The sequence below is a fragment of the Piscirickettsia salmonis LF-89 = ATCC VR-1361 genome, from assembly GCF_000297215.2.
Classification (GTDB): Bacteria; Pseudomonadota; Gammaproteobacteria; order Piscirickettsiales; family Piscirickettsiaceae; genus Piscirickettsia; species Piscirickettsia salmonis.
On the sequence record NZ_AMFF02000020.1, the window covers coordinates 83,061 to 108,489 of the forward strand.

Here is a 25,429-nt window from a genome sequence, read left to right on the forward strand (position 1 = left end):
CTTGCAATGGATTTAGACTTTGAGAACCTAAATATTAATTGCAAACGGGCTGCTTTTTCAATAGGACCTTATATCGAACTCACGTTAATTAAGCACAGATCAACTCTTTTGCATGAGCAAGAGTGGTTGCGGTAATGTGCACACCGCCTAAAATACGTGCTAGTTCTTGAATGCGCTGTTCTTGATTTAGAGTGTCGAATGCAGTGTTCGTTGACTGGTTGGACGTTTGCTTACTGACTCTAATATGGTGGTGGCCAAGGGCGGCGACTTGTGGCAAGTGAGTAATGCAGAGAATTTGACAGTGTTCGCCTAAAGTGCGCAATAATTGGCCGACGACTTCGGCGGTTGAGCCACTGATTCCGGTGTCAGCCTCGTCAAAAATTAATGTTGCTGGCTGCATTTTTTCTGCGCAGATCACTTGCAGAGCTAAGGCAATACGTGATAGCTCGCCTCCAGAGGCAATGCTGTGCAAGGGGCCTTGATCAAGCCCAGGATTTGTTTGAATAAGCATGGTGACTTTGTCTTGGCCATGCCCACTGATCATGTTGCTATCGCTAGATAAGTCAATGCTAAAAACAGCATGAGTTAGGCCAAGCGTACGAATCAATTGCGTAATTTTTTGGCTTAAGGCCAAGGCAGATTGCTGTCGGGATGTAGACAGCTGCTTGGCAGCTGCTTGGTAATCTTGTTCTTGTAGAGCGCGCTTTTTTTTAAGTTGATCAAGCTCGTTTTGGCGATCATGATTGTGTTGGAACTTTTCTTGTAAATGCAGCCAGGTATTATATAGCTCATGTGCTTCAACCTTGTGCTTTCTGGCGGTGCTATGAATTTTATCCAGACGCTTTTCGATATGTTGTAGGCGTTCTTCATCTGGTTCAAAATAACCGCTTAACTGTTGCAGTTCAGTATTAGCCTCACTTAATTGGATATGTGCTTGTTTGATATATTCGCAGATATCATTGCCTTTTGGATGATGCTCAGCGAGGTAATTTAAACGTGATTCTAAAGACTCTAGTTGGCTAATTACGTTACGATCGCCGCTTAAACATTCTAGTGCTTGATAGCACTCTGTTTTTAAACTGTCATGCTGATGTAAGGTTTTATATTCGCTGTTAAGTAGCTCTACTTCATCTGCTTCAAGGTTAAGTTCCTCGAGCTCTGCAATTTGATATTCAAGTAGCGTGAACTCTGCTTGCTCGGCATCATGTAGCTTTTGAATATGTTGCAGTTGTTCATGTGTTTGTTTATAAATATGGTAGTGAGTTTTTACCTGAGTTAACTGGGTGAGGTGGTTACCATAGGCATCAAGTAATTCACGTTGTTTATCTTCTGATTTTAAACTGTAGGCTTCATGTTGGCCTTGAATTTGAAAGCAGTGCTGGGCAAAGTGTTGTAGATTGTGCAAGCTTGTACGCCGGCCATTAATATATACTTGTGAGCGGCCATCGCTAGAGAGGGTGCGGCGAATAATGCACTCCTGGTACTCTACGTTTTCTGTTGCTTTATGGTTACTTGTTCCTAGATCTACACCTATGCTTACACCTACATCCGAATCTAACTCTAGTTCTTGTTGCTTGAGCCAAGTGTATGCGTTAGATTGGGTGGCTAATCGTAAGGTTGCTTGAATTTCTGCGCGTTTAGCACCTGTACGAATAAACTGAGTATTGGCGCGGCCGCCAAGCAACAGGTGGGTTGCATTCATTAAGATGGACTTACCTGCTCCAGTTTCACCGGTTAATACTGTTAAGCCTTGACTTAAATTAATTTCAGCACGTTCAATCGTTGCAAAATGACGTAAAAAAAGTTGTGTTAACATTGAGGTTTCTTTCTGTTTACTTTATTTAAATTATTTTTATATTTTATTGATTTTAAATATCTTTAATTTCTATGGTTCTAGATTCTAGTGAAGTGGTATTCGATTTTAATATTTATAATCTATTGATTAATTTATATTTTGTTTCTTAAGTTTAATAGAGCTGTTGCCCCCAGTTAAGCTTGCTGCGCAACACCGCATAATAATCATAATGCTTGGGGTGGAGTAGGCGCAAGCGGCCAGTTTGTTGTTGAATATGAATTTCATCGCCAGGTTGGATTTCAAAGTGTAATTGACTATCAAAGCTGACGGTTGGATAGGTTTTTAAATGAGGAGCGAGCTTGATAACGATATGGCTGCTATCAGGGACGACTAAAGGGCGACTGGTGAGGTTATGAGGAAACATAGGAACAAGCGCAATGGATTGCATGTTTGGGTGTATAATGGGGCCACCACCGGAGAGGGCGTAGGCAGTCGAACCGGTAGGTGTTGAGATAATTAGGCCATCGGCGCGTTGATTACAGACAAAATGCCCGTCAATAAAGACTTCAAACTCAATCATGCGTGCGAGGTCCCCAGGGCTTAAGACAATGTCATTTAAGGCATTACTGCCACGGCTTTCGCCGACTTGATGGCGCAGGCTACCGGTCAATAAAAAGCGTTTTTCTTCGATATGTTTTTTTTCCAGAACAGGCAGTAGCTCTTCTGTTAGGTATTGAGGCGTAATATCAGTTAAAAAGCCCAGTGAGCCGCGATTAATACCAATGAGTGGAATATTATACATAGAAAAATGGCGTGCGGCCGCTAATAAGTTACCATCACCACCGACGACAATAGCAACTTCACAGTGTTTGTGTAGTGTTTCTAACTGACTGTTTTGAATTGTTGTATTTTTAATAAATGTTGCGGTTTTCTGTTCTAGAACCAGCTCACGTTGGTGCTGATTGAGCCAAGTGATTAATTGGTTGAGTGTATCGGCCACTTGTGGATTGGTATGAGTGCCCAGTAATGCAATGCGTTTAAAGAACACGGCGAACTCTCCTTCTTATTTGCACTAATTATGCGTGATGTTGTCAAACTGCGCTAGAGTTAGATTTTTAATTCAGCTCTTGAAGTTTTGTCATGGTGGCCTTATATAGACGGCTATATCAATTATTTTATTTTTAAAGAAGGTTTTAGAGGGGGTTGCATGACTGAGAAAGCACCAATGCAAGATGACAGTGTGGCGCATGCAGAGATGAAAGAAGAGAATGTCTCGGTTAAACAAGATACGGGTGCCGCTGCTGCAGAGGAAGTGAGACTGCTAGATCGCATTACTGAGTTAGAAACTGCGTTGGTAACCGCGGAAACGAAAGCAAAAAATCATTGGGATATGGTTCTTCGAGCAAAAGCAGAATCTGAAAATGCGCGGCGTCGTTTTGAGCGTGAAGCGATTCAAGCGCGTCAATTTGCGCTGGAAAAATTTTCGCGTGAGCTACTTGATGTTGTGGATACGTTAGAGCGTGCTTTAGAAACCCAAGGTGAGGGTGAAGCCTTTACGACTATGCATCAAGGTGTTGAATTAACGCTAAAAATGTTGAGTGATCGTTTAGAAAAGTTCAATGTTAAGTCGATTGACCCTGTTGGTGAAGCCTTTGATCCTGAGTTACACGAAGCAATGAGTATGATCGAAGATCCACAAGCGGCGCCGAACTCTATCGTTGCTGTGATGCAGAAGGGCTATTTATTGAATGAGCGCCTGTTACGCCCGGCTCGCGTGATTGTTGCAAAAGCACAACCTGAAAAAAAAGTCGATGAAAGTGCTTGAAACCGCTTGCTGTCGTCCTCATCTTAAAAACAGTTAAGAATATTTGGTTTTAAAGTAAGAATTTTGATGAATTTAATGAATTTGATCGTTTATCTAGGAGAAGTTTAATGGCTAAAATTATCGGTATTGATTTGGGAACAACCAACTCTTGTGTTGCTGTTCTTGATGGTGATAAACCGCGTGTGATTGAGAGTGCAGAAGGTGATCGCACGACACCCTCTATTGTCGCTTATACCAATGATGGGGTTACGGTCGGTCAACCGGCTAAACGTCAAGCGGTGACCAATCCAAATAATACCCTGTTTGCAGTCAAACGCTTAATTGGCCGTAAGTTTTCTGATGATACGGTACAGCGTGATATCGAGCGCCTTCCCTATACAATTGCTGCAGCGGATAATGGTGATGCCTGGATTGATGTCAATGGTGAAAAACTAGCACCACCACAAATTTCTGCACAAGTACTCGCAAAGATGAAAAAAACAGCCGAAGATTATTTGGGTGAAGACGTTAAAGAGGCGGTGATTACAGTTCCTGCTTACTTTAATGATGCACAACGTCAAGCGACGAAGGATGCTGGGCGTATTGCTGGTTTAGATGTCAAGCGCATTATCAATGAGCCAACAGCCGCCGCACTGGCGTATGGTATGGATAAAAAGCGTGGTGATGGTGTTATTGCTGTGTATGACTTAGGTGGCGGTACTTTTGATATTTCTATTATTGAAATTGCTGAAGTGGATGGTGAGCACCAATTTGAAGTTTTAGCGACCAATGGCGATACGCACTTAGGTGGTGAAGACTTTGATTTACGCTTAATCAGTTATTTAGTTGATGAGTTTAAAAAAGAGCAAGGTATAGATTTAAATAATGACCCACTGGCATTGCAGCGCTTGAAAGAAGCTGCTGAAAAAGCCAAAATCGAGCTGTCTTCAACTCAGCAAACAGATGTGAACTTGCCTTATATTACAGCGGATGCAACTGGCCCTAAGCACATGAATATTCGCGTAACACGGGCTAAATTTGAATCATTAGTAGAAGACCTGGTAGAAGGAACGATTGAGCCGTGTCGTGTGGCGCTAAAAGATGCGGGTTTATCAGTAAGTGATGTAACCGATGTGATTTTAGTCGGTGGTCAAACACGGATGCCAAAAGCACAAGAGGTCGTTAAAAACTTCTTTGGTAAAGAGCCGCGTCGTGATGTGAACCCAGATGAAGCGGTTGCAGTGGGTGCAGCAATTCAGGGCGGTGTGCTGGCCGGTGATGTTAAAGATGTCCTGTTATTAGACGTTACGCCACTATCACTCGGGATTGAGACCATGGGTGGGGTGATGACGAAGTTGATAGAGAAAAATACGACGATTCCAACAAAAGCCTCGCAAACTTTCTCAACGGCGCAAGATAATCAAACTGCGGTGACTGTGCATGTGTTGCAAGGTGAGCGCGAAGTGGCGACAGGCAATAAATCACTGGGTCGTTTTGATTTGGCCGATATTCCGCCAGCACCACGTGGTATGCCGCAAGTTGAGGTGACGTTTGATATCGATGCGAATGGTATTTTAAATGTGTCGGCTAAAGATAAAGGCACGGGTAAAGAGCAGTCGATCGTTATTCGTGCTTCTAGCGGCTTATCGGATGATGAAGTGGATGCGATGATCAAAGATGCTGAAGATCATGCTGATGATGATAAAAAATTCCAGGAACTAGTCGGTGCGCGTAACAATGCTGAGGCGATGATTCATGCGACGGAAAAAGGCTTAAAAGAAGCAGGTGACAAAGTCGCTGCTGATGATAAAACAGCCATTGAAAAAGCGATTAGTGAGCTAAAAGATGTTGTCAGCGGTAATGATAAAGCAGTGATTGATGAAAAAGTGGAAGCATTAACACAAGCTTCGGCAAAAATGGCTGAAGTGCTTTATGCTAATCAGGGAGCAGAAGCTGAGGCGGCGGCAGCGGCTGGAGCGGAGCAGGCTCAATCTCAAACGGATGAGAAGAAAGATGATGATGTCGTTGATGCTGAGTTCGAAGAAGTAAAAGACAAAAAATAAGCCTAGTTTTTTACCGTTTGAACGACATTAATAAAAAAGCGCGGTTTACCGCGCTTTGTCTATAAAGAATATGAAGGTGAGCGATGAGTCAGCGCGATTATTATGAAATTCTAGGAGTTGCCCGTAATGCCAGTGATGCTGAGCTTAAAAAAGCTTATCGTCGTTTGGCGATGAAATATCACCCTGACCGTAACCCAGGGGACACTGCAACCGAAGCTAAGTTTAAAGAAGCCAAAGAAGCCTATGAAGTCTTAAACAATAGCCAAAAGCGTGCGGCTTATGACCAGTTTGGCCATGCTGGGGTTGACCCACAAGCGGGTGGTTTTGGTGGGGGCGCTGCGGGTGCTGGAGGCTTTGAGGATATCTTTGGCGATATCTTTGGTGATATCTTTGGCGGGGGTGGCGCAGGTCGTGCACGGGGTAGCCAACGCTCTTCTGCTCAACAAGGCGCTGATTTGCGTTATCACCTAGAATTATCGCTGGAAGATGCAGTGAAAGGCACGACAGTTCAAATTAAAGTGCCGACTTTTGTCAGTTGTGAGCGTTGTCATGGCTCAGGCGCGCGTTCAGGTTCTAAGCCGGTGACGTGCTCAACCTGTGCTGGGCATGGTCAAGTGCGTATGCAGCAAGGTTTCTTCTCTGTGCAACAAACCTGTCCAGCGTGTCATGGTGCCGGCACGACCATCAGTGACCCTTGTGGTGCATGCTCAGGGCAAGGGCGTGTGCAGAAAAATAAAGCGCTGTCGGTACAGGTGCCCGCCGGAGTGGATGAGGGTGATCGCATTCGCTTAAGCGGTGAGGGTGAGGCAGGCTTACATGGTGGCGTTGCTGGAGATCTTTATGTGCAGATTGCAATTAAGTCACATAAGCTTTTTAAGCGTGATGGCCAGAATTTATCCTGTGAGATTCCTATTAATTTTGTAACTGCTGCATTAGGTGGTGAGTTGGATGTGCCGACTTTAGATGGTCGGGTAAAATTACGGATTCCTGCTGAAACGCAAACAGGTAAAACCTTTCGCTTAAAAGGTAAGGGTGTGAAACCAGTGCGAGGCGGTGCGATTGGCGACCTAATGTGTACTGTGGTTGTAGAAACACCAGTGAAGTTAAGTGATAAACAAAAAGAGCTGTTGCGTGAGTTCAGTGAGAGTATGAGCGCTGGTCGCAATCATTCACCTAAGAGTTCATCTTGGTTATCGGGCGTTAAAAAATTCTTTGAGGATATGTAACCCTATGAGAAAACGCTTGGTGTTAGTCGGTGCTGCAGGTCGCATGGGACAGGCTATTATTCAGTGTTTGCGTAGAGAAGCGTATGACAGGCTTGAGCTGGTTGCTGCGATTGGCCGTGAAACTAGCCCTTTATTGGGGCAGGATATCGGCGAGATTGCAGGGGGTGCGTGTACGGGGATTGTGCTTAGCGCATCATTGAGCCAAGCACTGAGGCATGCTGATATTGTGATTGACTTTACACCAGCAGAGCAGATGATGACGCATCTTGCACTGTATGAGCAAGCAGGTGTGGCGGTAGTGACAGGGTCGACAGGATTGACTGATGTGCAGATGGAGCGCTTGCAGCGTGCTGCTGTGACATTACCATTGTTATGGGCGGCTAATATGAGCTTGGGCATTAACGTCTTGCTTGATATTTTACGCCGTACTGTGCGAGCAGTAGGTAAAAATGCAGATATTGAAATTATAGAAGCGCATCATCGTAATAAAATTGATGCACCTTCTGGAACAGCAAAAGTGTTAGGTGCGACGATTGCCGATGAGCTGGGGTGCTCTTTAGCGGAGACCGCAAGTTATGGGCGCGTAGGCAACACAGGTGTTAGAAATAAGCAGGAAATTGGCTTTTCTAGCATTCGAGCGGGTGATACTTTTGGTGAACATACGGTGCTATTTGGGCTTATTGGGGAGCGCATTGAGTTGACCCATAGGGCCTCAAGCCGTGATTGCTTTGCTAAAGGTGCACTGCAAGCCGCAGCATGGTTAAGCGCGCAAACAGCGGGTTGGTATAGCATGGCAGATGTGTTAACTCATTAATAATTAGATTGGTTTAAAGAAATTCGATCGGCTTGAAGAATTTCAGTTGAAATATAACAGCAATGAAACAGAAGAGATAAATCTGCCAATATGCACAGGCAGAGAGGGTAAGAGCGATGAATACTAAAATTCCAATGACAAAAAATGGCGCAGGTTTATTACAGCGTGAACTTGATCAATTAAAAACAGCAGATCGTCCTAATGTCATTCGTGCGATCGCAGATGCACGTGAGTTAGGTGATTTGAAAGAGAATGCTGAGTACCATGCAGCACGTGAACGTCAGGCCTTTATTGAAGGCCGCATTATTGAAGTTGAAGGTAAGTTGTCTAATGCACAAGTAATTGATATTACCCAGTTGTCACCGAGTGGGCGCGTTATTTTTGGTACAACGGTCAGTTTGATTAATGTTGAAACAGATGAAGCGGTGCGTTACCAGATTGTTGGTGAAGATGAAGCGGACTTAAAAGAGCAAAAACTATCTGTGACTTCACCAATTGCCCGTGCTTTAATTGGCAAAGAAGAAGGTGACTCGGTGCAAGTTGATGTTCCTGGTGGTGTTGTGGAATATGAAATTGATAAAGTTGAGCATCTTTAGTTAATCTTGCACGTTATTTAGATTGTGTAGAACAGCCGCTGAATGTGGCTGTTTTTTTTCATAACATTATCATTATTAAAATGTTATTAAAATGGATTTTGACAGCACAAACAAAATGTTTAAGATCATGTATTTTAGAATAAATAAAATTCGATTTCTGTATTTCTTTTGGCTTTAATAGCTTAATTAATCATTATATAAAATGTATATTATTGATTTTATTTACTTTTATTGCGATAAGCATTAATTTTTATCGGTCTTTTTGCTAGAGTATTGCTGGTTTTGTCATTATTTTGTAACATTCCTTTGTTAGAATCTGCAAGAGTTTATGGTGTTACAGATAGAGATTTAATATGTCAGATATACCCAGTGTACAGTCAAATAGTCGTTTAAGCCGTGATAGCTATTGGTATCGTTGGTTGATGGGGGCGATGGGGCTATTTGTGAATGGATTCGACTTATTCATGATTGCAGTGGCGCTGCCTTTGATTATTCATGTTTATCAGCCGAGTGCTACTGTAATCGGTATGATTGGTGCGTCAACAACCTTAGGTGCAATCGTTGGTGCGATCGTGATGGGGCGCTTAACGGATGTGTTAGGGCGACGCAAATTATTACTCGTTAATATTTTATTCTTTGTTGTCTTTACGGTTTTATCTTCGTTGTCTTGGGGAGTGGTTTCGCTGATTGTTTTCCGCTTTTTGCTTGGTATTGCGATTGGTGGTGAATACCCTCTTTCATCGACTTATATTGCTGAAAGCATGCCAAAGCATTTACGCGGACGCTTTATGACCGCAGGCTTTGCTTTTCAGGCATTTGGTGCATTATTGGGTGCAGTATTGGGTGTAATTATCCTGAATTTTTATCCTTCTGATAATGCGTGGCGGGTGATGTTGGCTTTAGGTCTAGTCCCTGCGGTAGTGCTCTTTGTTTTACGTCGAGGCTTACCTGAAAGCGAGAAATGGCTCAAAATGCGCCAAGAGAAAAAGCAAGCGCGATCACCACAGTTAGGTTATCGTGAATTATTTAAGAAAAAATATATAAAAATCACGATACTTACATCAGTATCGTGGTTTATCATGGATGTGGCATTGTATGGCTTAGGCTTTTATACGCCAATGATCTTTTCCCAGTTTGGGGCGTCTCCGGTGACTAATTTTATCTTGCAAGATATTGCGTCAACGCAAAATGCGATTATTCTTGATTGTTTTTTATTAATCGGTGTTTTTATCGCGATGTTAGGGATCGAGCGTTGGGGGCGTTTACGTTTGCAGAAGTTTGGCTTTTTAGGTATGGCAGTAGGACTTGGTATTTTAGCAAGTTCGGGTGAAGTTGGAGCCATGATGCATGTGCCTTTATTATTTACCGGGTTTATACTGTTTTATTTAATGGTTAATGCCGGGCCAAATCCGACAACCTATATGTTGCCAGCTGAGCTATTTCCAACAGAGATTCGCGCCTCAGGTCATGGTTTTGCTTCAGCATCAGGTAAGCTTGGTGCAACTTTGGGTGTCTTTTTCTTGCCGATTTGTGTAGAAGCATTTGGTTTAGGTATAACAGTGGGTACAATTGCTGTGCTGTGTATCTTAGGATTTGTTGTGACGACTATCTTTGGTGTAGAGACAAAAGGTCGTGAGTTAGGTGGGGAATTTGAGAAGAGTGAAAACGTTGTGACTTTTTCTCAAAAGGCATCTTAAAAAGCATGTTAAAGTGTGTTAAGTATTTATTTGCTTAGTAAAAGAGCCTGTTTATGGCTCTTTTTTAGTTTTGAGACATATTAATTGATATTGGCAAGTTCTTCAAAACCACGTTTATGGCAATCATGTCCTTCACGCCAGCCAGTGAGCCAGTAGTTGCGTTTATTGTTGCCGTGAAATGGGCAAACTTCTTGTGATTGGCCAAGAAGTCCAGCACGGTAGCCGCGTTGATATGCGCGAGAATCAGGGTCGCGTTTTTGTCTTTGCATGGCTTGTCCTTCTATTAATAAAAGAGGGAGTGAGTCTTTGAGTATATCCTAGGGGATAATTAGTCTGGCAAGGATAGTTTATTTAAATTGATTCATTATTTTTTATAAATCAAATTTCTTGATTGATTTTATTTTGTTTTTCTGCAATGTATAGGCCCGCTTGGCTGTATTATATAAGGTATATATGGGCCTTTTGGCTCAGGCGGGCGTGAGGTGTGTTGATGCTTCAATTGAAAAAAATATTAAGCAATAGCATTAATATCAGAGACTTGGTGGGCTTTGATAATATCATTGAGATTTTCTTCAAGCACCAGTAATTTTAGAATATCGTATGAAAAATTGGTAGATAATTGATAAAGGCGCTCTGCTTGTATGCTCTCTTGACCAAATAATGGAATCATTGAGCCACAGGTGAGATTAAATTCACTTAATGGATAAAGGCGTGTGATAATTAATGTCCGTACGGATAAGTCCATTTGTGTGAGTTTGCGGTCAGTAACGCAAATGCTTTGGCCTGATTTCAGGTCACTGATTAAGGCTTCATCACGTGAGAGGACTTTATCGATGGAATAAAGACCCAGTTGGCTTTCTTGCATGGTATGTAGTAGTTCTAATTCTTCTATTGTCCATTTGCAGCGGGGGTCTTTAAGTGCATTGTTTATAAAATCTTGGCCGTCGATTTTGTGATGGTATAAGCAATAATCGATCAATAAGTCTTCATGGTCAGGTTTTTTAGCAGTGACATTATTATGAGCGTCGACCATTTTAAAACGTTTGGCGAACTTATGAAGAGTATCTTGTGGAAATTTTTTTAATAATCGTTGGTGCAATTGAAAGTTGGTTTCTTTGTAATGGCGATAGAGCGAGCGCCGCGGTAGGGTAGTTTGCATGGTATGAGCCTTTGTTATTTGATCAGTCATGAGGATTGAATGGTTCATTGTTGCTAGCTTGGGTCGGTATTTTGTAGCTTTCTTCAGCCCATGCACCTAAATCGATGAGGCGGCAGCGCTCAGAGCAAAAGGGGCGTGCTGTTGCATTTTTAATATCGACGTCTTTTTGGCAAGTGGGACAGGGGCGAATAAGTGTCATGTTAGATTACCTTTGATTTTACTATAAACCACATTGCATAAAAAATACGTCAACTGTCTGTTTAAGTGCAAGTGGTTTTTCGCCTTGACTGCTGACTAATAAACGGATGTTAATACAATGGCGGTTTGCACTAATCTCAGGGAAGGCGATATGGTGAGCAGGGATGCCAAGGCGGATGAGTGGATAATAACGTTGTGGCTCTAAAGTGCGCTGGTGATGTCCTTGTTTTAAGCTGATTATTTCTGTATGGCAGCAGTCACGAAATAACTGCATCAAAAAATTGATATTTTGATCCAATGGCTCAAGCTCACCGAGCCACTGTTGCAGATCGTATTCGCGTTGTGAGTAACTTTGATAAAGCCATTGGTGTAGTATAGGCAACTCAAAGGAATTACAGATACGTGCTTGTTGCTTGTGTTTGAGGCCTTGCAGTAAATAATGATGTTGTAAACTGTAACCAAATTTATCTTTATGTTTGCTCAGCTGGTTTAGCTGATGGCTTAACTGGTCAAGCATATATGTTAATGCGCTTTCATTGACTTCTTCACGACCCTTAAGGCGACATAATTGCGTATTAATACGGTCGTACTCTTTCTGGAGTTCTAGCCTGACATCGTGCCGCTCGAGTAATAATAACAGCTCAGCTAGTGTTTGTAATGTATAGAAACTGCCCCAGCTATCTTCTCGATGCAAGCATTGCTTGGATTGGTGTAGTAAGTAATGGGCACGTAAAATAATGCGAATGCGCTCGGTTAATGGGTGATCATAGAAGATAATGTCTTGTGTTGTGTTATCTGTCATTGTGCTTCCTTTTGTCTTTTTTGCTTATTTTCTTCCATGTTCTTTCATGTTCTTTATTTGGTTTTTTCTTTTGTTTAGCACATATAGTGTATATATAGTGCGCATTTCAAAGTTAGCACAGAAACAGAATGTTTAGTTTAGTTCTGGCTCAGCTTTAGGTAATAGGCGTGTAACTTTTCCACCTGTTGTTTTAAGTTATCTAAATTGCCATTATTTTCGATGATATCATCAGCGTGATGGCGGCGATAACGGCGCGAGACTTGTTGATCGACAATGTTTTGCGCTTGTTGACGACTTAAACCATCGCGTTTTTGTGTGCGTTCAAGTTGTAGCTCGAGTGAGGTATCTATAATTAAGATGCGATTGACTGGGTATTTAATCTTGCTTTCAAAAAGCAAGGGAACGACTAAAAGACAGTATGGTGATGTTGTGTGTTTTGCTGCAGCAAACATCATATCGCGAATAATTGGGTGGAGTAAGTTTTCGAGCCAGCGCTTTTGCTCTGGTGCATAAAAAATAATGTCACGTAGCTTTTGTCGATGGAGGGTGCCTTGCTCATTGATAATTTCATGGCCAAAATGCTGAATAATTTCTGTGAGTGCAGGCTGGCCTGGAGCGACGGCAAGTCGTGCCATCTCATCTGCATCATAAATGTCGATATTATGCTTTGCAAAGCAGTCTGTGACTGTTGTTTTGCCTGAGCCAATGCCACCTGAAAGGCCGATATACATGAAGTTTACCTTAGAGTACTTTTATTAAATTATGACACAAGGCCTAAATTAGGAGAAGTTTATAAAAACTTTATAATTTATAAAAAGATAAGTTGTTAAATAGGGTGCTGTAATAACAAACATAATACAGCTAGGCTTAAAAAAGGGCCAAAGGCAATATGTGTTATTTTTCTATGCTGGTAGAGTGATTGGGCGAGGCTAAAACTTAGGCCTAATAGGCAGGCAATAAATAATATATGTGGTAGTGAATTAAGGCCAAACCACGCACCAAGAGCAGCAAAAAGTTTGATATCTCCACCTCCAAGGCCCTGTTTGTTGCGTGCTCGGGTAAATAATAAATTAATTAATCGAAGACTACAGTAGCCAATAACGGCCCCTAGTATCGCTTGATTAATTGAACAGTGATGAAGGGTAGGGCATAAATTAAATAATAAGCCGAGCCAAAGTAGCGGTAGGGTGAGGGTGTCGGGTAGATAGCGATGATAAAAATCAATGAAAGACAGTGAGATAAGAAAGTAGCTTAAAATAATTAAAGAAAAGTACTGCCAGTTTAAGTATTGATTAATAAAAAAGAGAATCAGGCTATTGGTGCATAAATAAGTGCTAAATAGAACGCTGGTTAAGCGAAAAAACGATTGTTTGCAAATAGGGCAGGAAGCAAGTCGAAAGTTAAACTGCTTTTGGTTGTGATGGCACAATGGGCAATAAAAATGACAGTGGTATTGCTCTGTCAGTAAGGGAGCCGGAAGTGTTTGTAAAGAAAATAGGCTCGCAAGGCTGAGTAGTATGGCCAGTAGTGTGATGATCATGATGATTATAAAATATGGCTGAGTTGAAAAATAGGTAGGTATAAGGCGATGATAATCAAGCCTACGAGCCCACCGATAACTATAATCGCTAGAGGTTCAAGTAGTTTTATTAATGTGTTGATCGTTTGAGTGAGCTCGCTTTCATAGAGGGCTGATAATTGCTTTAAAATGATAGCAAGTTGGTGTGAATGCTCACCTGCATGGATCATCTGTAAGGCGATATTTGGGAAAGTCGAGTGATTTTTTAATGTTTGGTGAAGGCTGGTACCTTGCTCAAGTTCAGTGCACATGGTGGCCGCTTGTCTGATGAGTTGAGGGCTATGTGTTGCCTTGATTGCGATGGTTAGTGAGGTAGGTAGGTGATGATCACTATTAAATAAAATATGCAATGTGCGGCAAAAAGTGTTGAGCCTATTTTTTTGTTTGATGGCGCCAATAATTGGTAGCCTTAGTAAGAAAGGTTCTGCCAGGGCATGTACTTTATCGCGATATTTTTTATAAATACGCTGTACTATGTAGAGGCTGATTAGAAAAATAATGATGTTCATGCTAGAGATAGATTTTAGCTTATTAGAAAATACTAATATGAGTTCTGTGAGTCTAGGTAGCGGGGTGTTGAGTGCTGCATAAAATTGCTTAAATTGGGGGACGATAAATTGCAGCATGGCAAACGTAATAATACAGGAAAAAATGCTGATTATGACTGGATAGATCAGTGCATTATTTAGGCGTTTTTTTAAGGCTATTTGTCGCTCTTGATCATTGGCAAGGGTTATTAATGTGTCAATGAGTTGTCCTGAGACTTCTCCTGCCTGAATCATTGCAATATAAGTAGCATCAAAATGCTGAGTGTTTTTTAAACTCTGACTTAGAGAAAGCCCCTGTTTGATATCTTGATTAATGGATAAAATAAACTGCTGTTGTAAGCAGAACGGACTAGCTTCAGCACTGATTGCAAGCGCTTCGGCTAATGGTAGTTGAGCGCTTAATAAGGTGGCAAGTTGCCTGGTCCATTGGCTAATAAAGTGTGAGTTAATGCGTGAGCGATAGCGTTGATAAAGGCTTGGGTAGTAGCGCTTGATTTTAATTGGGATTAAATTTCTGCTAAATAAATCGCACTCTAGTGCCTGCTGGTTGAGCGCTGAGTTGATGCCTTGGTGGGTTTGTTGACTGTCAGTGACCGCTTGCCAGCGATAGAGCTTTACCTGGATTTTTCTCATGACTATGCTCGATAATGTGTTGAACCTCGGTGAGTGTTGTTAATTTGGCTTGAATTTTTTCCTGGGCTGCGGAGGCCAATGAATGTTGGCCTTGCTGCATGTTGTGTGTGTGAATCTCTTGACTGCTGGCTGTTTGATTGACCATCTCTTGCACAGTGCTATTGATGGGTAATAATTCGAAAATGGCACTACGCCCTAAAAAGCCTTGATGGCAGTGTTGGCAATGATGAGAGTTGTGGCCTTGGCAGTGTGAGCAGAGGGTACGAATTAAGCGTTGGGCGATAACTAGGTTTAAGCAGTTGGCTAAGTCAAAGCGCTGAATACCCATATTACAAAGACGGTCTATGGCGTTTGCGGTTGAGGAAGTATGGAGGCTGGCGAGAACTAAGTGACCCGTTTGGGCAGCACGAATGGCCATGTTGGCAGTTTCTTCATCACGAATCTCGCCGACCATGAGGATATCTGGGTCTTGGCGGAGAAATGCTCTTAAAGCAGCTGAAAAGGTTAAACCGGTTGCTGGATTAATATTGAGTTGATTAATGCCGGGTAGCAAAATTTCTACAGGATCTTCGGCGGTGCAGATATTTTGTGTGCCGGTATTTAGCTGTTGTAGCATGCTGTATAGTGTTAACGTTTTGCCACTGCCTGTGGGGCCGGTGACTAGAATTAAGCCGTGCGGATGTTGTAAGGCATGTTGTACGGTGTGGTATTGGCTTGGCAATAAACCAAGCTGATTTAGATCAGGCTGTGGGCCTGCGCCACCTAAAATGCGTATCACGAGCTTTTCACCGAATAGAGTAGGACAAGAATTTAAGCGAAAGTGAGTTTTATCACGACCGGGGATATCCAAGTGAAAACGGCCATCTTGAGGTTTGCGTGTTTCGGTAATGTCTAGACGCGCGAGTACTTTGATATGTGAAATAATCTGTCGCTGCGAGCCATGGAGTGCCGATTCAAGGCACGTAACGCTGTGTGACGCGGACAGCCGAGGGTTTATAGTCGTCGCGTTTTGCTCGGCGATTTTGCATCATTGGATGTGCAAAATACCTACCGAGGTAGCGACGCTTACGGCACTGGATGTTTGAGGTAATGAGTGGCTATGTAGAAGCTTGCCGTCAATGCGTAGACGTATGCGGTAATCTTGCTCATAAGGCTCAAGGTGAATATCGGAGGCGCGTTGTTCGATGGCGTGCAGGATCAGCTGGTTAATATGCTGGCTGACTGAGTTTTTGGCTGTTGTTAGCTTGGTTTTGAGTTTCTCTTGCTGTAATAAATGTTGTACGGCGGATTGCAATGCATCCGTCTCGCATAAAACAGGGTGAAAATAATGGCCGGTGAGGAGGGTGAGTGATTTAAGGACAGTAAGGTCTTGATATTGGCTGATTGCGATGAGGTGTTTGCTATTTTTGTAATAAAAGGGCAGTAACCGATGCTTGCGCACCCAGTGCACAGGCACTGGGCCAAGATCTATGGTGTGTGTATTAATTTGATTTAAGTCAAGCTCAGTCAAACCTAATATTTTAAGTTGCTTGGACATGCTTGATTACCTAATGTGTTATAGCAGTTAGAGTTTAGCCGTTTTGAAAGTCTCCCCAGGTGAGGGTGCTGTTGGCAAAGGTGCCGATGGTTTGGCGGGATTTACCGGTGCTATCGTCTTCTGCTTCAATGGTGATGGTTTGTTTGGTTTGATTTGGGGAAATGGTCAATGTGACTTGATTGCTGGCATTAGGTGGGGCTGGGAAGTGGTATTTTTCCATGCTTGAGTTGCTTAAGTCCATGTCACTATTGATCTGGCCGCTCTCACCAATGGCAATGGCAACAGGCGCTTTATAAGCGGCAATGGTGGCATCAAGAGCCGCATTTTTTGCCCGTGAGACATATTCTTGGTAGCTTGGCACGGCAATGGCAATTAAAATGCCAATAATGGCAACAGCGACCATGATTTCTATGAGGGAGAAGCCAAGCTGGTTGCGGTTTTTGGATCTATTCATCGTTCACTCCATGAAACGTGGTTTTTTTCCTAGTCTATAGAACTATGATGCTAAAAGGAAACTATAAAATATAAAGTGAAAGCGTGTAAATGAGTTGTTCATTATATTGATGTTATTTGATGGTGATGTATTGTTACAGTGCTATAATTGGTTTGATTTGGTACTTTTTTGGGAAATATAGCAAATAGCTGGGGATTAACAGTGTTATAAAATAAAGTTGATAAAAATGCTTGTCTTTTTCTGCGAAGTCATTATAATCTGCCTGCGTTGACCTGGTTCACACAGGAAAACCTAAGTAAAGTCATTGACTTTACTTAGAGAAAAGCTATAATGCTTAACCTTAAATGGTGGGGTTCCCGAGCGGTCAAAGGGACCAGACTGTAAATCTGGCGGCTCAGCCTTCGAAGGTTCGAATCCTTCTCCCACCACCACGCGGGTATAGTTAAATGGTAGAACCTCAGCCTTCCAAGCTGATGATGCGGGTTCGATTCCCGCTACCCGCTCCAATCCTATATTTAAGATTAAAGTATTTTGGCCCATATAGCTCAGGCGGTAGAGCACTTTCTTGGTAAGGAAGAGGTCACCAGTTCGAGTCTGGTTATGGGCACCACTTTGTGGCAGGCTTGTGAAGCGGCTAGTATTTTGTTAAAATACTGACCGATATTTCCGTAGGCTAGTGGCTCAATTGGTAGAGCAGCGGTCTCCAAAACCGCAGGTTGGGGGTTCGAGTCCCTCCTAGCCTGCCATTATTTTTCTTAGGTGTATGTCACATATGACTGTGAAAGTTGAACTGAAAAGTCGTTTTGACAAATTAAAATGGGCATTGGTTTGCCTTTTAGTTGTTGCGGCTGCGGGAGGAAACTTTTATTTTTCATCCTATGCATTATCATTACGGGCAGGGGCGGTATTAGTCGTTGTTGTTGCCGCTTTAGCGATTGCAAGCTTGACAGGCAAAGGCCGGCAAGCTGTTGATTTTTTGCGTGAAGCGCGTATTGAGTTGCGTAAAGTTGTTTGGCCAGCGCGTAAAGAAGTTCAACAGACGACCATGATTGTGGGTGCGTTTGTTGTTGTTGCTGCGCTTGTGTTGTGGGGTGTGGACTCCATTAGTGCCTGGGCAATTAAACATGTTTTATTTACATAGGTGAAAAAAATGTCAAAGCGTTGGTATGTTGTTCAAGCGTATTCGGGCTATGAAAAGCGCGTGGTAAACTTGCTCAACGAACATATGAAAGCCGCCGGCTTAGAAGATAAGTTTGGTGAAATCCTTGTGCCCACCGAAGAAGTGATTGAAATGCGCTCTGGGCAAAAGCGTAAGAGTGAGCGTAAATTTTTTCCTGGTTATGTGTTGGTTCAAATGGAAATGGATGAAGAAGCGTGGCATTTAGTGCGTAATGTGCCTCGTGTTCTAGGTTTTATTGGTGGTACGGCAGAGCGCCCAGCACCGATTACTGATGCAGAAGCAGATCGAATTCTAGATCGCTTGAAAGATGGCGAGAATAAGCCGCGGCCGAAAACATTATTTGAGCCGGGTGAGATTATCCGTGTTATCGATGGTCCGTTTGCAGACTTTAACGGTACGATTGAAGAAGTGGATTATGAAAAGAATAAGGTGAGTGCGGCGATTTCTATTTTTGGTCGCTCGACACCGGTCGAACTTGATTTTAGTCAAATTAGTAAAGATATTGACTAAAAAATAAAGTAACGTTGATAACCTCGTGATGGCTGTATGATTGGTTGTCACGGGGTTTTGTTGGCTCTGTATGGTCAAAAGTATAGAGCGTGGGGAGTTCTGAGCTTATTATTATTTGTCATCAGAACGTTGGTACCCGTATTGTGGAGTTGTAAATAGCATGGCTAAAAAAGTATCCGCCTATATCAAACTGCAAGTAGCTGCAGGCAAGGCAAATCCTAGCCCGCCAGTGGGTCCTGCGTTAGGTCAGCACGGTGTGAATATCATGGAGTTTTGTAAAGCATTTAATGCAAAAACGCAAAACTTAGAAGTGGGTGCGCCGGTTCCGGTGGTGATTACTGTTTATAGTGATCGCAGCTTTACTTTTGAAACGAAAACACCTCCTGCGTCTTATTTATTGAAAAAAGCTGCGAAGCTGCAAAAAGGTTCGGGTACACCGAATTTAAATAAAGTGGGTAAAGTTTCCCGCGCTCAGCTTGAAGAAATCGCTGAGATTAAAATGCCTGACTTAACTGCATCTAGTATGGATGCGGCTGTACGTACGATTGCAGGCACTGCACTACGTATGGGTCTTGAAGTGGAAGGGGTATAAGTCATGGCGAAATTAACAAAGCGTGCGAAGCTGATTGCTGAAAAAGTTGAAGCAGGCAAGCAATATGAAATTATTGAAGCGTTTAATTTATTAGGCGAAGTATCTTCAGTAAAATTTAAAGAATCAGTTGATGTTAGCGTTAACCTGGGCATTGATCCGCGTAAATCTGACCAGGTGGTGCGTGGTGCGACCGTATTACCACATGGTACGGGTAAAGATGTGCGTGTTGCCGTATTTGCTCAAGGCGCGAATGCTGAAGCAGCGAAAGCAGCGGGTGCAGATATTGTTGGCTTTGAAGATTTAGCTGAAGAAGTGAAAAAAGGCAATCTGAATTTTGATGTAGTGATTGCATCTCCTGATGCGATGCGGATCGTTGGTCAGTTAGGTCAAGTGTTAGGCCCACGCGGTTTAATGCCTAATCCAAAAGTGGGTACGGTCACGCCTGATGTTGCAGGTGCTGTGCAAAATGCTAAAGCCGGCCAAGTACGTTACCGTGCTGATAAAACGGGTATTATCCATGCGAGCATTGGTAAGCTTGGCTTTGATACGGTTAAATTGAAAGAGAATTTGGAAGTGCTTTTAGTTGCGTTGCAAAAGGCAAAGCCTGCATCGGCTAAAGGTGTCTATATGAAGAAAGTAACGGTCTCAACAACAATGGGGCCTGGCCTTGTGGTTGATCAAGCGACTTTAGCTGTTAAGTAATTAACTGAAGTTGTTTGGTCGGTTGCGGCCATTTCGCTTGTGCAGTGACTTGAGGTTTTTATGATCTTGATGGTCGCTGTGCAAACGTCCAAGACCGTAGGTGCTTTTTGAAAAAGAAGCTTAATGAGTAAATCGCCTACGCAGACGGTGATGACCTAATTGCTTAGCAAATGATTCACCGGCTGTCATGGTTAAACAGGATGCTTTAATGTTATTTTAAAGCATTGATTTTAGAGGTAAGAAAAGCATGGCGCTGAATCTTGAACAAAAGAAAGCCATTGTTACTGAGGTAAATACAGTAGCGCAGGCTTCAGTCTCTGCAGTAGCGGCAGAGTACCATGGCTTAACTTCTAATGACATGAACAGCTTACGTAAGCAGGCGCGCGATGCTGGGGTAAGCCTGCGCATCGTACGTAATACGCTCGCTCGTCGTGCGGTAGAGGGAACTTCTTTTGAGTGCATGAAAGAAAAGTTTACAGGTCCTTTGATCTTAGCTTTTGCACCAGAAGAAAACCCGTCTGCAGCAGCACGTTTAGTACGTGACTTCGCAAAAACTAACAAAGCGCTAGACACTAAATCACTGGCTTTAAATGGTGATTTAATGGAAGCGTCTGAGCTTGATAGGCTTGCGAAGATGCCAACACGTGATGAGGGTATTTCAATGTTAATGGGCTTAATGAAAGAGCCTGTTGCAAAGCTTGCGCGTACGATTGCTGCTGTTCGTGATCAGAAAGAAGCCGAAGCTGCGGCATAATTCTATTTATTTTTTTGTTAAACTAATGTGGGAGTCATCAAAATGGCTGTAACTCAAGACGATATTTTAAGTGCAATTGCAGATATGAAAGTTTCTGAAGTTGTTGAATTAATTGAAGCAATGGAAGAAAAATTTGGTGTAACTGCAGCTGTTGCAGCGGCTGCACCAGCCGCTGATGCGGGTGCTGCGGTTGAAGAGCAAACTGAATTTGACGTTGTCATGAAAGAGTTTGGTGGTAACAAAGTCGGCGCGATTAAAGCAGTTCGTGCAATCACAGGCTTGGGCTTAAAAGAAGCTAAAGCGATGGTTGAAAGTTGCCCTGCAACAGTTAAAGAAGGTGTTTCTAAAGAAGAAGCTGAAGAAGTTAAGAAGCAGCTTGAAGAAGCGGGCGCGACTGTCGAACTTAAATAATGTTCGATTGTACAGGCTAAAGCAAAGGGCTGACACTTGTGTCAGCCCTTTCGCTGTTGGCCTTTTACTGAAGTTATGTTATTCTGTCACGTTCGTTGGCGGGCAGTTTACTAAGAAGTTGAATTTAAATTAGTAGACGGCTTAACTGACTCAGTTAAACTATAAAAACAGTAGTAAGCAGTTTTAAAAGATATCTTGTGTTTCCCTGATAAATAAAGCTTTTATTTAATTTAAAGCTTTTCATAACTTGATCAAGCTTTAGGAGCCCCAATGGCCTACTCCTACACTGAAAAGAAGCGAATTCGTAGGGAGTTTGCTAAACTTCCTCACGTGTTAGATGTTCCTTACCTTTTGTCTATTCAAAAGGATTCCTATCAACAATTTTTGCAGCGAGGCGTGAATTTAGAAAAGCGTCTTGAGTCCGGTTTACATGCTGCCTTTTCATCCGTATTGCCGATTGCAAGCTTCTCTGGAAGTGCAGAGTTGCAGTACGTTGACTATCGTTTAGGTGAGCCGCTGTTCGACGTGAGAGAGTGTCGAATTCGTGGCATCAGCTATGCTGCTCCTTTGCGTGTTAAGCTGCGCTTGGTGATTTACGATAAAACAGCATCCGGCGATGCAAAAGTGGTTAAAGACATCAAAGAGCAAGAAGTCTATATGGGTGAGCTGCCCTTAATGACTGAAAATGGTACATTTATTATTAATGGAACTGAGCGTGTGATTGTTTCTCAATTGCATCGTTCTCCGGGTGTATTTTTCGATCATGATCGAGGCAAAACACACTCATCAGGAAAGCTTCTGTTCTCTGCACGAGTGATTCCTTATCGTGGCTCTTGGCTCGATTTCGAGTTTGACCCTAAAGATTTACTGTATGTGCGTATTGATCGCCGCCGTAAACTTCCCGCGACTATCCTATTACGTGCGTTAGGTTATAGTGCAGAAGAGATTTTAGATGTTTTCTTTGAGACAACTGCGTTTTATCTTGGTGATAAAGGCGTTGAGATGGAGTTGGTCCCTGAGCGCCTGCGTGGTGAAACGGTTGCTTTTGATATTAAAGATGAGCATGGCAATGTGCTGGTTGAAGAAGGCCGCCGTGTGACTGTTCGTCATGTGAGTAAAATAGCAGAAGCCGGTTTAAAGAAACTGGTTGTGCCAGCGGATTATATTTTAGGTAAAGCCTTAGCACATGACATTGTCAGCAGTGATGGTGAAATTGTTGCGGCGGCCAATAGTGAAATTAGCCCAGATTTATTGGCGGCTGTTCATAAGGCTGGTGTACGTGAAGTACGCGTGATCTATACCAATGATATGGATCGCGGACCATACATCTCTGATACGCTGCGCGCTGATCCGACCACATCACAGATGGAAGCCTTGGTGGAAGTGTATCGAATGATGCGACCAGGTGAGCCACCAACGAAAGAAGCCGCAGAGAACTTAATTAATACGTTATTCTTTTCAGAGGATCGCTATGATTTATCCTCTGTAGGTCGTATGAAATTTAATCGCCGTATTGGTCGTTCGGATATCAATGGTGAAGGTGTGCTGTCAAAAGAAGATATTTTGGCGGTGATGAAGACCTTGATTGAAATTCGTGATGGTAAAGGCCAAGTGGATGATATTGACCACTTGGGTAATCGTCGGGTGCGTTCTGTTGGCGAGATGGCTGAAAACCAATTCCGTGTTGGTTTAGTGCGTGTAGAGCGTGCAGTGCGTGAGCGTTTAGGGATTGCGGAATCTGAAAACTTGATGCCGCAAGATTTAATTAATGCTAAACCCGTCTCTGCTGCCATTAAAGAATTTTTTGGTTCGAGCCAATTATCTCAGTTTATGGATCAGAATAATCCACTGTCTGAGATTACCCATAAACGCCGTGTCTCGGCTTTGGGTCCAGGAGGCTTAACCCGTGAACGCGCTGGCTTTGAGGTACGCGACGTACATCCAACGCATTATGGTCGAGTTTGCCCGATTGAAACGCCTGAGGGACCAAACATCGGTTTGATTAACTCGTTGGCAACGTACGCTAGAACGAATGAATACGGTTTCTTAGAGACGCCGTATCGTCGAGTTGCTGATGGCAAGGTTACCGGTGAAGTCGATTACTTATCTGCGATTGAAGAAGCTCGGCATATTATTGCTCAGGCCAATGCGACTGTCGGTGAAGACGGTAGCTTAACCGATAGTTTATTGCACTGTCGTCAATCAGGTGAGACCTTCTTTACCACGGCGGATAAAGTCGATTATATGGACGTTGCTCCGCGCCAGATGGTCTCTGTGGCCGCGTCGATGATTCCGTTCTTAGAACACGATGATGCGAACCGGGCCTTGATGGGATCGAACATGCAACGCCAAGCAGTGCCGACCTTAATTTCTGAAAAGCCAGTGGTCGGAACCGGTGTTGAGCGTACAGTTGCGGTGGATTCTGGTGTAACCGTTGTTGCCAAACGTGGTGGTGTGATTGATTCTGTTGATGCAACACGTATCGTTGTGCGTGTAGATGATGCTGAAACAGATGCTGGTGAAGCAGGGGTTGATATTTATAACCTGACTAAATATACCCGTTCGAACCAAAATACCTGTATTAATCAGCGTCCATTAGTGTGCAATGGTGATGTGATTGCCAAAGGTGATGTATTAGCGGATGGTCCATCGACTGATTTGGGTGAGTTGGCTTTAGGTCAGAATATGTATGTGGCCTTTATGCCGTGGAATGGCTATAACTTCGAGGATTCGATTCTTATTTCTGAACGCGTCGTTGAAGAAGATCGCTTTACTACGATTCATGTTGAAGAGTTGGTCTGTATTGCTCGTGATACCAAATTAGGGCCAGAGGAAATCTCTCCTGATATTCCAAACGTTGCTGAAAGCTCGCTGGCTAAATTGGATGAGTCGGGCATTGTCTTTGTTGGTGCAGAAGTGAAGGCCGGTGATATTTTAGTCGGTAAAGTGACACCGAAAGGTGAAACACAGCTGACTCCCGAAGAAAAGCTTTTGCGCGCGATTTTTGGTGAAAAAGCCTCTGATGTCAAAGATACGTCACTGCGCATGCCTACGGGTATGTCTGGGACGGTAATTGATGTACAGGTCTTTACCCGTGATGGTGTTGAAAAAGACGAGCGGGCGAAAGAGATCGAAGAAGCAGAACTGGAAATGTTCCGTAAAGACTTGCGTGATGAAGTACGTATTCGCGAAGCGGATGTCTTGCAACGTTTACGCAGAATGCTTGTCGGTCAGGTGACCATTGGTGGCTCGGGTTTGAAAGCAGGGGCAACTATTTCAGCGGCTGATATTGATGGTCTGCCCGCGGAAAGATTGTTCACCATTCGTTTGCAAGATGAAAAGCTAAGCGATCAATTAGAGCGTATTCAAGATCATTTTGCTGATATTCGTAAAGAATTTGAGCAACGTCTTGAAGAAAAGCGCTTGAAAATCACTCAGGGCTCGGATTTGGCGCCCGGTGTATTGAAAATCGTTAAGACGTATATTGCCGTTAAGCGGCGTATTCAGCCGGGTGATAAGATGGCTGGTCGTCACGGAAATAAAGGGGTGATCTCGCAGATTGTTCCAGTGGAAGATATGCCGCATGATAAAAACGGTCGTCCAGTGGATATTTGCTTGAACCCACTTGGGGTGCCGTCGCGAATGAATATTGGCCAGATTCTAGAGACTCACTTAGGTTGGGCAGCGAAAGGCCTTGGCGAGCGCATTGGCGAGATGCTTGATGAGCAACGTGAGGTTGCTAAGGTTCGTGAGTTCTTAGACCGGGTGTATAACGGTGATACTGTGCATCCAGAAGATCTAGATTCTTTGACAGATCAGGAAGTGTTAGCTTTAGCCCACAACCTGCGTAAGGGGGTGCCGATGGCAACACCGGTCTTTGATGGGGCGGCTGAAACGCAAATCAAAGGCATGTTAAAGCTTGCGGGGTTACCTGAGTCAGGTCAGACCACTTTATATGATGGTCGCACGGGTGAGCAGTTTGATCGTCCGGTGACGGTGGGTTACATGTACATGCTGAAATTGAATCACTTAGTCGATGATAAGATGCATGCACGTTCAACAGGCTCTTATAGCTTGGTGACGCAGCAGCCGCTCGGTGGTAAAGCGCAGTTCGGTGGTCAGCGTTTTGGTGAGATGGAGGTCTGGGCGCTTGAAGCTTATGGTGCCGCTTACACCTTACAAGAGATGCTGACGGTGAAATCCGATGATGTGGGTGGACGAACTAAAGTCTATAAAAACATCGTTGAAGGAGATCACCGTATGGAACCAGGTATGCCTGAGTCCTTTAATGTATTAGTGAAAGAAATCCGCTCACTGGGTATTGATATCGAGCTTGAGCAAGAGTAATCATCGCGGCGTGTTTGTAAATAATATC

At 43.2% G+C, this 25,429-nt stretch carries 23 protein-coding genes, 4 tRNA genes and 1 pseudogene; 17 read left to right on the forward strand and 11 right to left on the reverse strand.

Annotated features, from left to right (window positions below):
* Positions 1–88 precede the first annotated feature (88 nt).
* Positions 89–1,816, reverse strand: coding sequence for a DNA repair protein RecN (gene recN / locus C200_RS02630; protein ID WP_016210355.1), 1,728 nt, complete (start codon positions 1,814–1,816; stop codon positions 89–91).
* 151 nt (positions 1,817–1,967) lie between these two features.
* Positions 1,968–2,843 (reverse strand): NAD(+) kinase, encoded by an 876-nt coding sequence (locus tag C200_RS02635; protein WP_016210362.1) that lies wholly within the window; start codon positions 2,841–2,843, stop codon positions 1,968–1,970.
* 159 nt (positions 2,844–3,002) lie between these two features.
* On the opposite strand from C200_RS02635, the gene grpE reads away from it, so the two are divergent.
* The 6 genes from grpE to C200_RS02665 all read left to right on the forward strand — a co-directional run bounded on the left by grpE (position 3,003) and on the right by C200_RS02665 (position 9,995).
* Entirely contained in the window at positions 3,003–3,620 is a 618-nt protein-coding gene (grpE, locus tag C200_RS02640; protein WP_016210354.1) for a nucleotide exchange factor GrpE, read from the forward strand.
* A 107-nt stretch (positions 3,621–3,727) separates the two neighbouring features.
* Entirely contained in the window at positions 3,728–5,662 is a 1,935-nt protein-coding gene (dnaK, locus tag C200_RS02645) for a molecular chaperone DnaK (RefSeq protein WP_016210369.1), read from the forward strand.
* A gap of 83 nt (positions 5,663–5,745) precedes the next feature.
* Complete coding sequence (gene dnaJ / locus C200_RS02650; RefSeq protein WP_016210360.1) at positions 5,746–6,888, forward strand: molecular chaperone DnaJ; 1,143 nt, start codon at positions 5,746–5,748, stop codon at positions 6,886–6,888.
* A gap of 4 nt (positions 6,889–6,892) precedes the next feature.
* Positions 6,893–7,702 carry a 4-hydroxy-tetrahydrodipicolinate reductase gene (gene dapB, locus C200_RS02655; protein WP_032126255.1) on the forward strand — a complete coding sequence of 270 codons (810 nt, stop codon included), beginning with the start codon at positions 6,893–6,895 and terminating at the stop codon, positions 7,700–7,702.
* A 116-nt stretch (positions 7,703–7,818) separates the two neighbouring features.
* Positions 7,819–8,298, forward strand: coding sequence for a transcription elongation factor GreA (greA, locus tag C200_RS02660; RefSeq protein ID WP_017378057.1), 480 nt, complete (start codon positions 7,819–7,821; stop codon positions 8,296–8,298).
* Positions 8,299–8,651: 353 nt separating this feature from the next.
* A complete protein-coding gene (locus C200_RS02665; protein ID WP_016210357.1) occupies positions 8,652–9,995 on the forward strand; it encodes an MFS transporter in 1,344 nt (447 codons plus the stop codon).
* Positions 9,996–10,075: 80 nt separating this feature from the next.
* Here C200_RS02665 and rmf read toward each other — a convergent pair whose 3' ends face one another.
* The 9 genes and pseudogenes from rmf to C200_RS16485 all read right to left on the reverse strand — a co-directional run bounded on the left by rmf (position 10,076) and on the right by C200_RS16485 (position 16,905).
* On the reverse strand, positions 10,076–10,264 hold the full coding sequence (rmf, locus tag C200_RS02670; protein ID WP_016210358.1) for a ribosome modulation factor: 189 nt from the start codon (positions 10,262–10,264) through the stop codon (positions 10,076–10,078).
* A 242-nt stretch (positions 10,265–10,506) separates the two neighbouring features.
* Positions 10,507–11,154: a hypothetical protein gene (locus C200_RS02675; RefSeq protein WP_016210368.1), complete on the reverse strand. Its 648-nt coding sequence runs from the start codon at positions 11,152–11,154 to the stop codon at positions 10,507–10,509.
* A 22-nt stretch (positions 11,155–11,176) separates the two neighbouring features.
* On the reverse strand, positions 11,177–11,353 hold the full coding sequence (locus C200_RS02680) for a DNA gyrase inhibitor YacG (RefSeq protein WP_016210353.1): 177 nt from the start codon (positions 11,351–11,353) through the stop codon (positions 11,177–11,179).
* Between the two features lie 21 nt (positions 11,354–11,374).
* A complete protein-coding gene (zapD, locus tag C200_RS02685) occupies positions 11,375–12,154 on the reverse strand; it encodes a cell division protein ZapD (protein ID WP_016210363.1) in 780 nt (259 codons plus the stop codon).
* Between the two features lie 137 nt (positions 12,155–12,291).
* Positions 12,292–12,885 carry a dephospho-CoA kinase gene (gene coaE / locus C200_RS02690; RefSeq protein ID WP_016210366.1) on the reverse strand — a complete coding sequence of 198 codons (594 nt, stop codon included), beginning with the start codon at positions 12,883–12,885 and terminating at the stop codon, positions 12,292–12,294.
* Positions 12,886–12,980: 95 nt separating this feature from the next.
* The gene (locus C200_RS14435) at positions 12,981–13,694 is read right to left on the reverse strand and encodes a prepilin peptidase (RefSeq protein ID WP_016210356.1); all 714 of its coding nucleotides are present in this window, start codon (positions 13,692–13,694) and stop codon (positions 12,981–12,983) included.
* A gap of 5 nt (positions 13,695–13,699) precedes the next feature.
* On the reverse strand, positions 13,700–14,914 hold the full coding sequence (locus C200_RS02700; protein WP_016210367.1) for a type II secretion system F family protein: 1,215 nt from the start codon (positions 14,912–14,914) through the stop codon (positions 13,700–13,702).
* Positions 14,868–16,451: pseudogene (locus tag C200_RS14440) on the reverse strand (GspE/PulE family protein). The gene C200_RS02700 and the pseudogene C200_RS14440 overlap by 47 nt, the downstream one beginning before the upstream one ends.
* Positions 16,452–16,485: 34 nt before the next feature.
* Positions 16,486–16,905 carry a prepilin-type N-terminal cleavage/methylation domain-containing protein gene (locus C200_RS16485; RefSeq protein ID WP_052104618.1) on the reverse strand — a complete coding sequence of 140 codons (420 nt, stop codon included), beginning with the start codon at positions 16,903–16,905 and terminating at the stop codon, positions 16,486–16,488.
* A gap of 346 nt (positions 16,906–17,251) precedes the next feature.
* Between C200_RS16485 and C200_RS02715 the strand changes: the two genes are divergently transcribed.
* The 11 genes from C200_RS02715 (at position 17,252) to rpoB (ending at position 25,401) form a co-directional block, all read left to right on the forward strand.
* Positions 17,252–17,336, forward strand: a tRNA-Tyr gene (locus C200_RS02715).
* Position 17,337: 1 nt separating this feature from the next.
* Positions 17,338–17,411: transfer RNA gene (locus tag C200_RS02720), tRNA-Gly, on the forward strand.
* A gap of 28 nt (positions 17,412–17,439) precedes the next feature.
* Positions 17,440–17,515 (forward strand) — tRNA-Thr (locus C200_RS02725).
* A gap of 60 nt (positions 17,516–17,575) precedes the next feature.
* Positions 17,576–17,651 (forward strand) — tRNA-Trp (locus C200_RS02730).
* Between the two features lie 26 nt (positions 17,652–17,677).
* Complete coding sequence (gene secE / locus C200_RS02735; protein ID WP_017378043.1) at positions 17,678–18,046, forward strand: preprotein translocase subunit SecE; 369 nt, start codon at positions 17,678–17,680, stop codon at positions 18,044–18,046.
* A 9-nt stretch (positions 18,047–18,055) separates the two neighbouring features.
* Positions 18,056–18,595, forward strand: coding sequence for a transcription termination/antitermination protein NusG (nusG, locus tag C200_RS02740; protein WP_032126263.1), 540 nt, complete (start codon positions 18,056–18,058; stop codon positions 18,593–18,595).
* A 160-nt stretch (positions 18,596–18,755) separates the two neighbouring features.
* Entirely contained in the window at positions 18,756–19,187 is a 432-nt protein-coding gene (gene rplK, locus C200_RS02745) for a 50S ribosomal protein L11 (RefSeq protein WP_017378041.1), read from the forward strand.
* Between the two features lie 3 nt (positions 19,188–19,190).
* Positions 19,191–19,889 carry a 50S ribosomal protein L1 gene (rplA, locus tag C200_RS02750; protein ID WP_017378040.1) on the forward strand — a complete coding sequence of 233 codons (699 nt, stop codon included), beginning with the start codon at positions 19,191–19,193 and terminating at the stop codon, positions 19,887–19,889.
* Between the two features lie 247 nt (positions 19,890–20,136).
* Positions 20,137–20,643, forward strand: coding sequence for a 50S ribosomal protein L10 (rplJ, locus tag C200_RS02755; RefSeq protein WP_032126262.1), 507 nt, complete (start codon positions 20,137–20,139; stop codon positions 20,641–20,643).
* 42 nt (positions 20,644–20,685) lie between these two features.
* Positions 20,686–21,054: a 50S ribosomal protein L7/L12 gene (gene rplL / locus C200_RS02760; protein WP_016209741.1), complete on the forward strand. Its 369-nt coding sequence runs from the start codon at positions 20,686–20,688 to the stop codon at positions 21,052–21,054.
* Positions 21,055–21,324: 270 nt separating this feature from the next.
* The gene (rpoB, locus tag C200_RS02765; protein ID WP_032126261.1) at positions 21,325–25,401 is read left to right on the forward strand and encodes a DNA-directed RNA polymerase subunit beta; all 4,077 of its coding nucleotides are present in this window, start codon (positions 21,325–21,327) and stop codon (positions 25,399–25,401) included.
* The last annotated feature ends 28 nt before the right edge of the window (positions 25,402–25,429 follow it).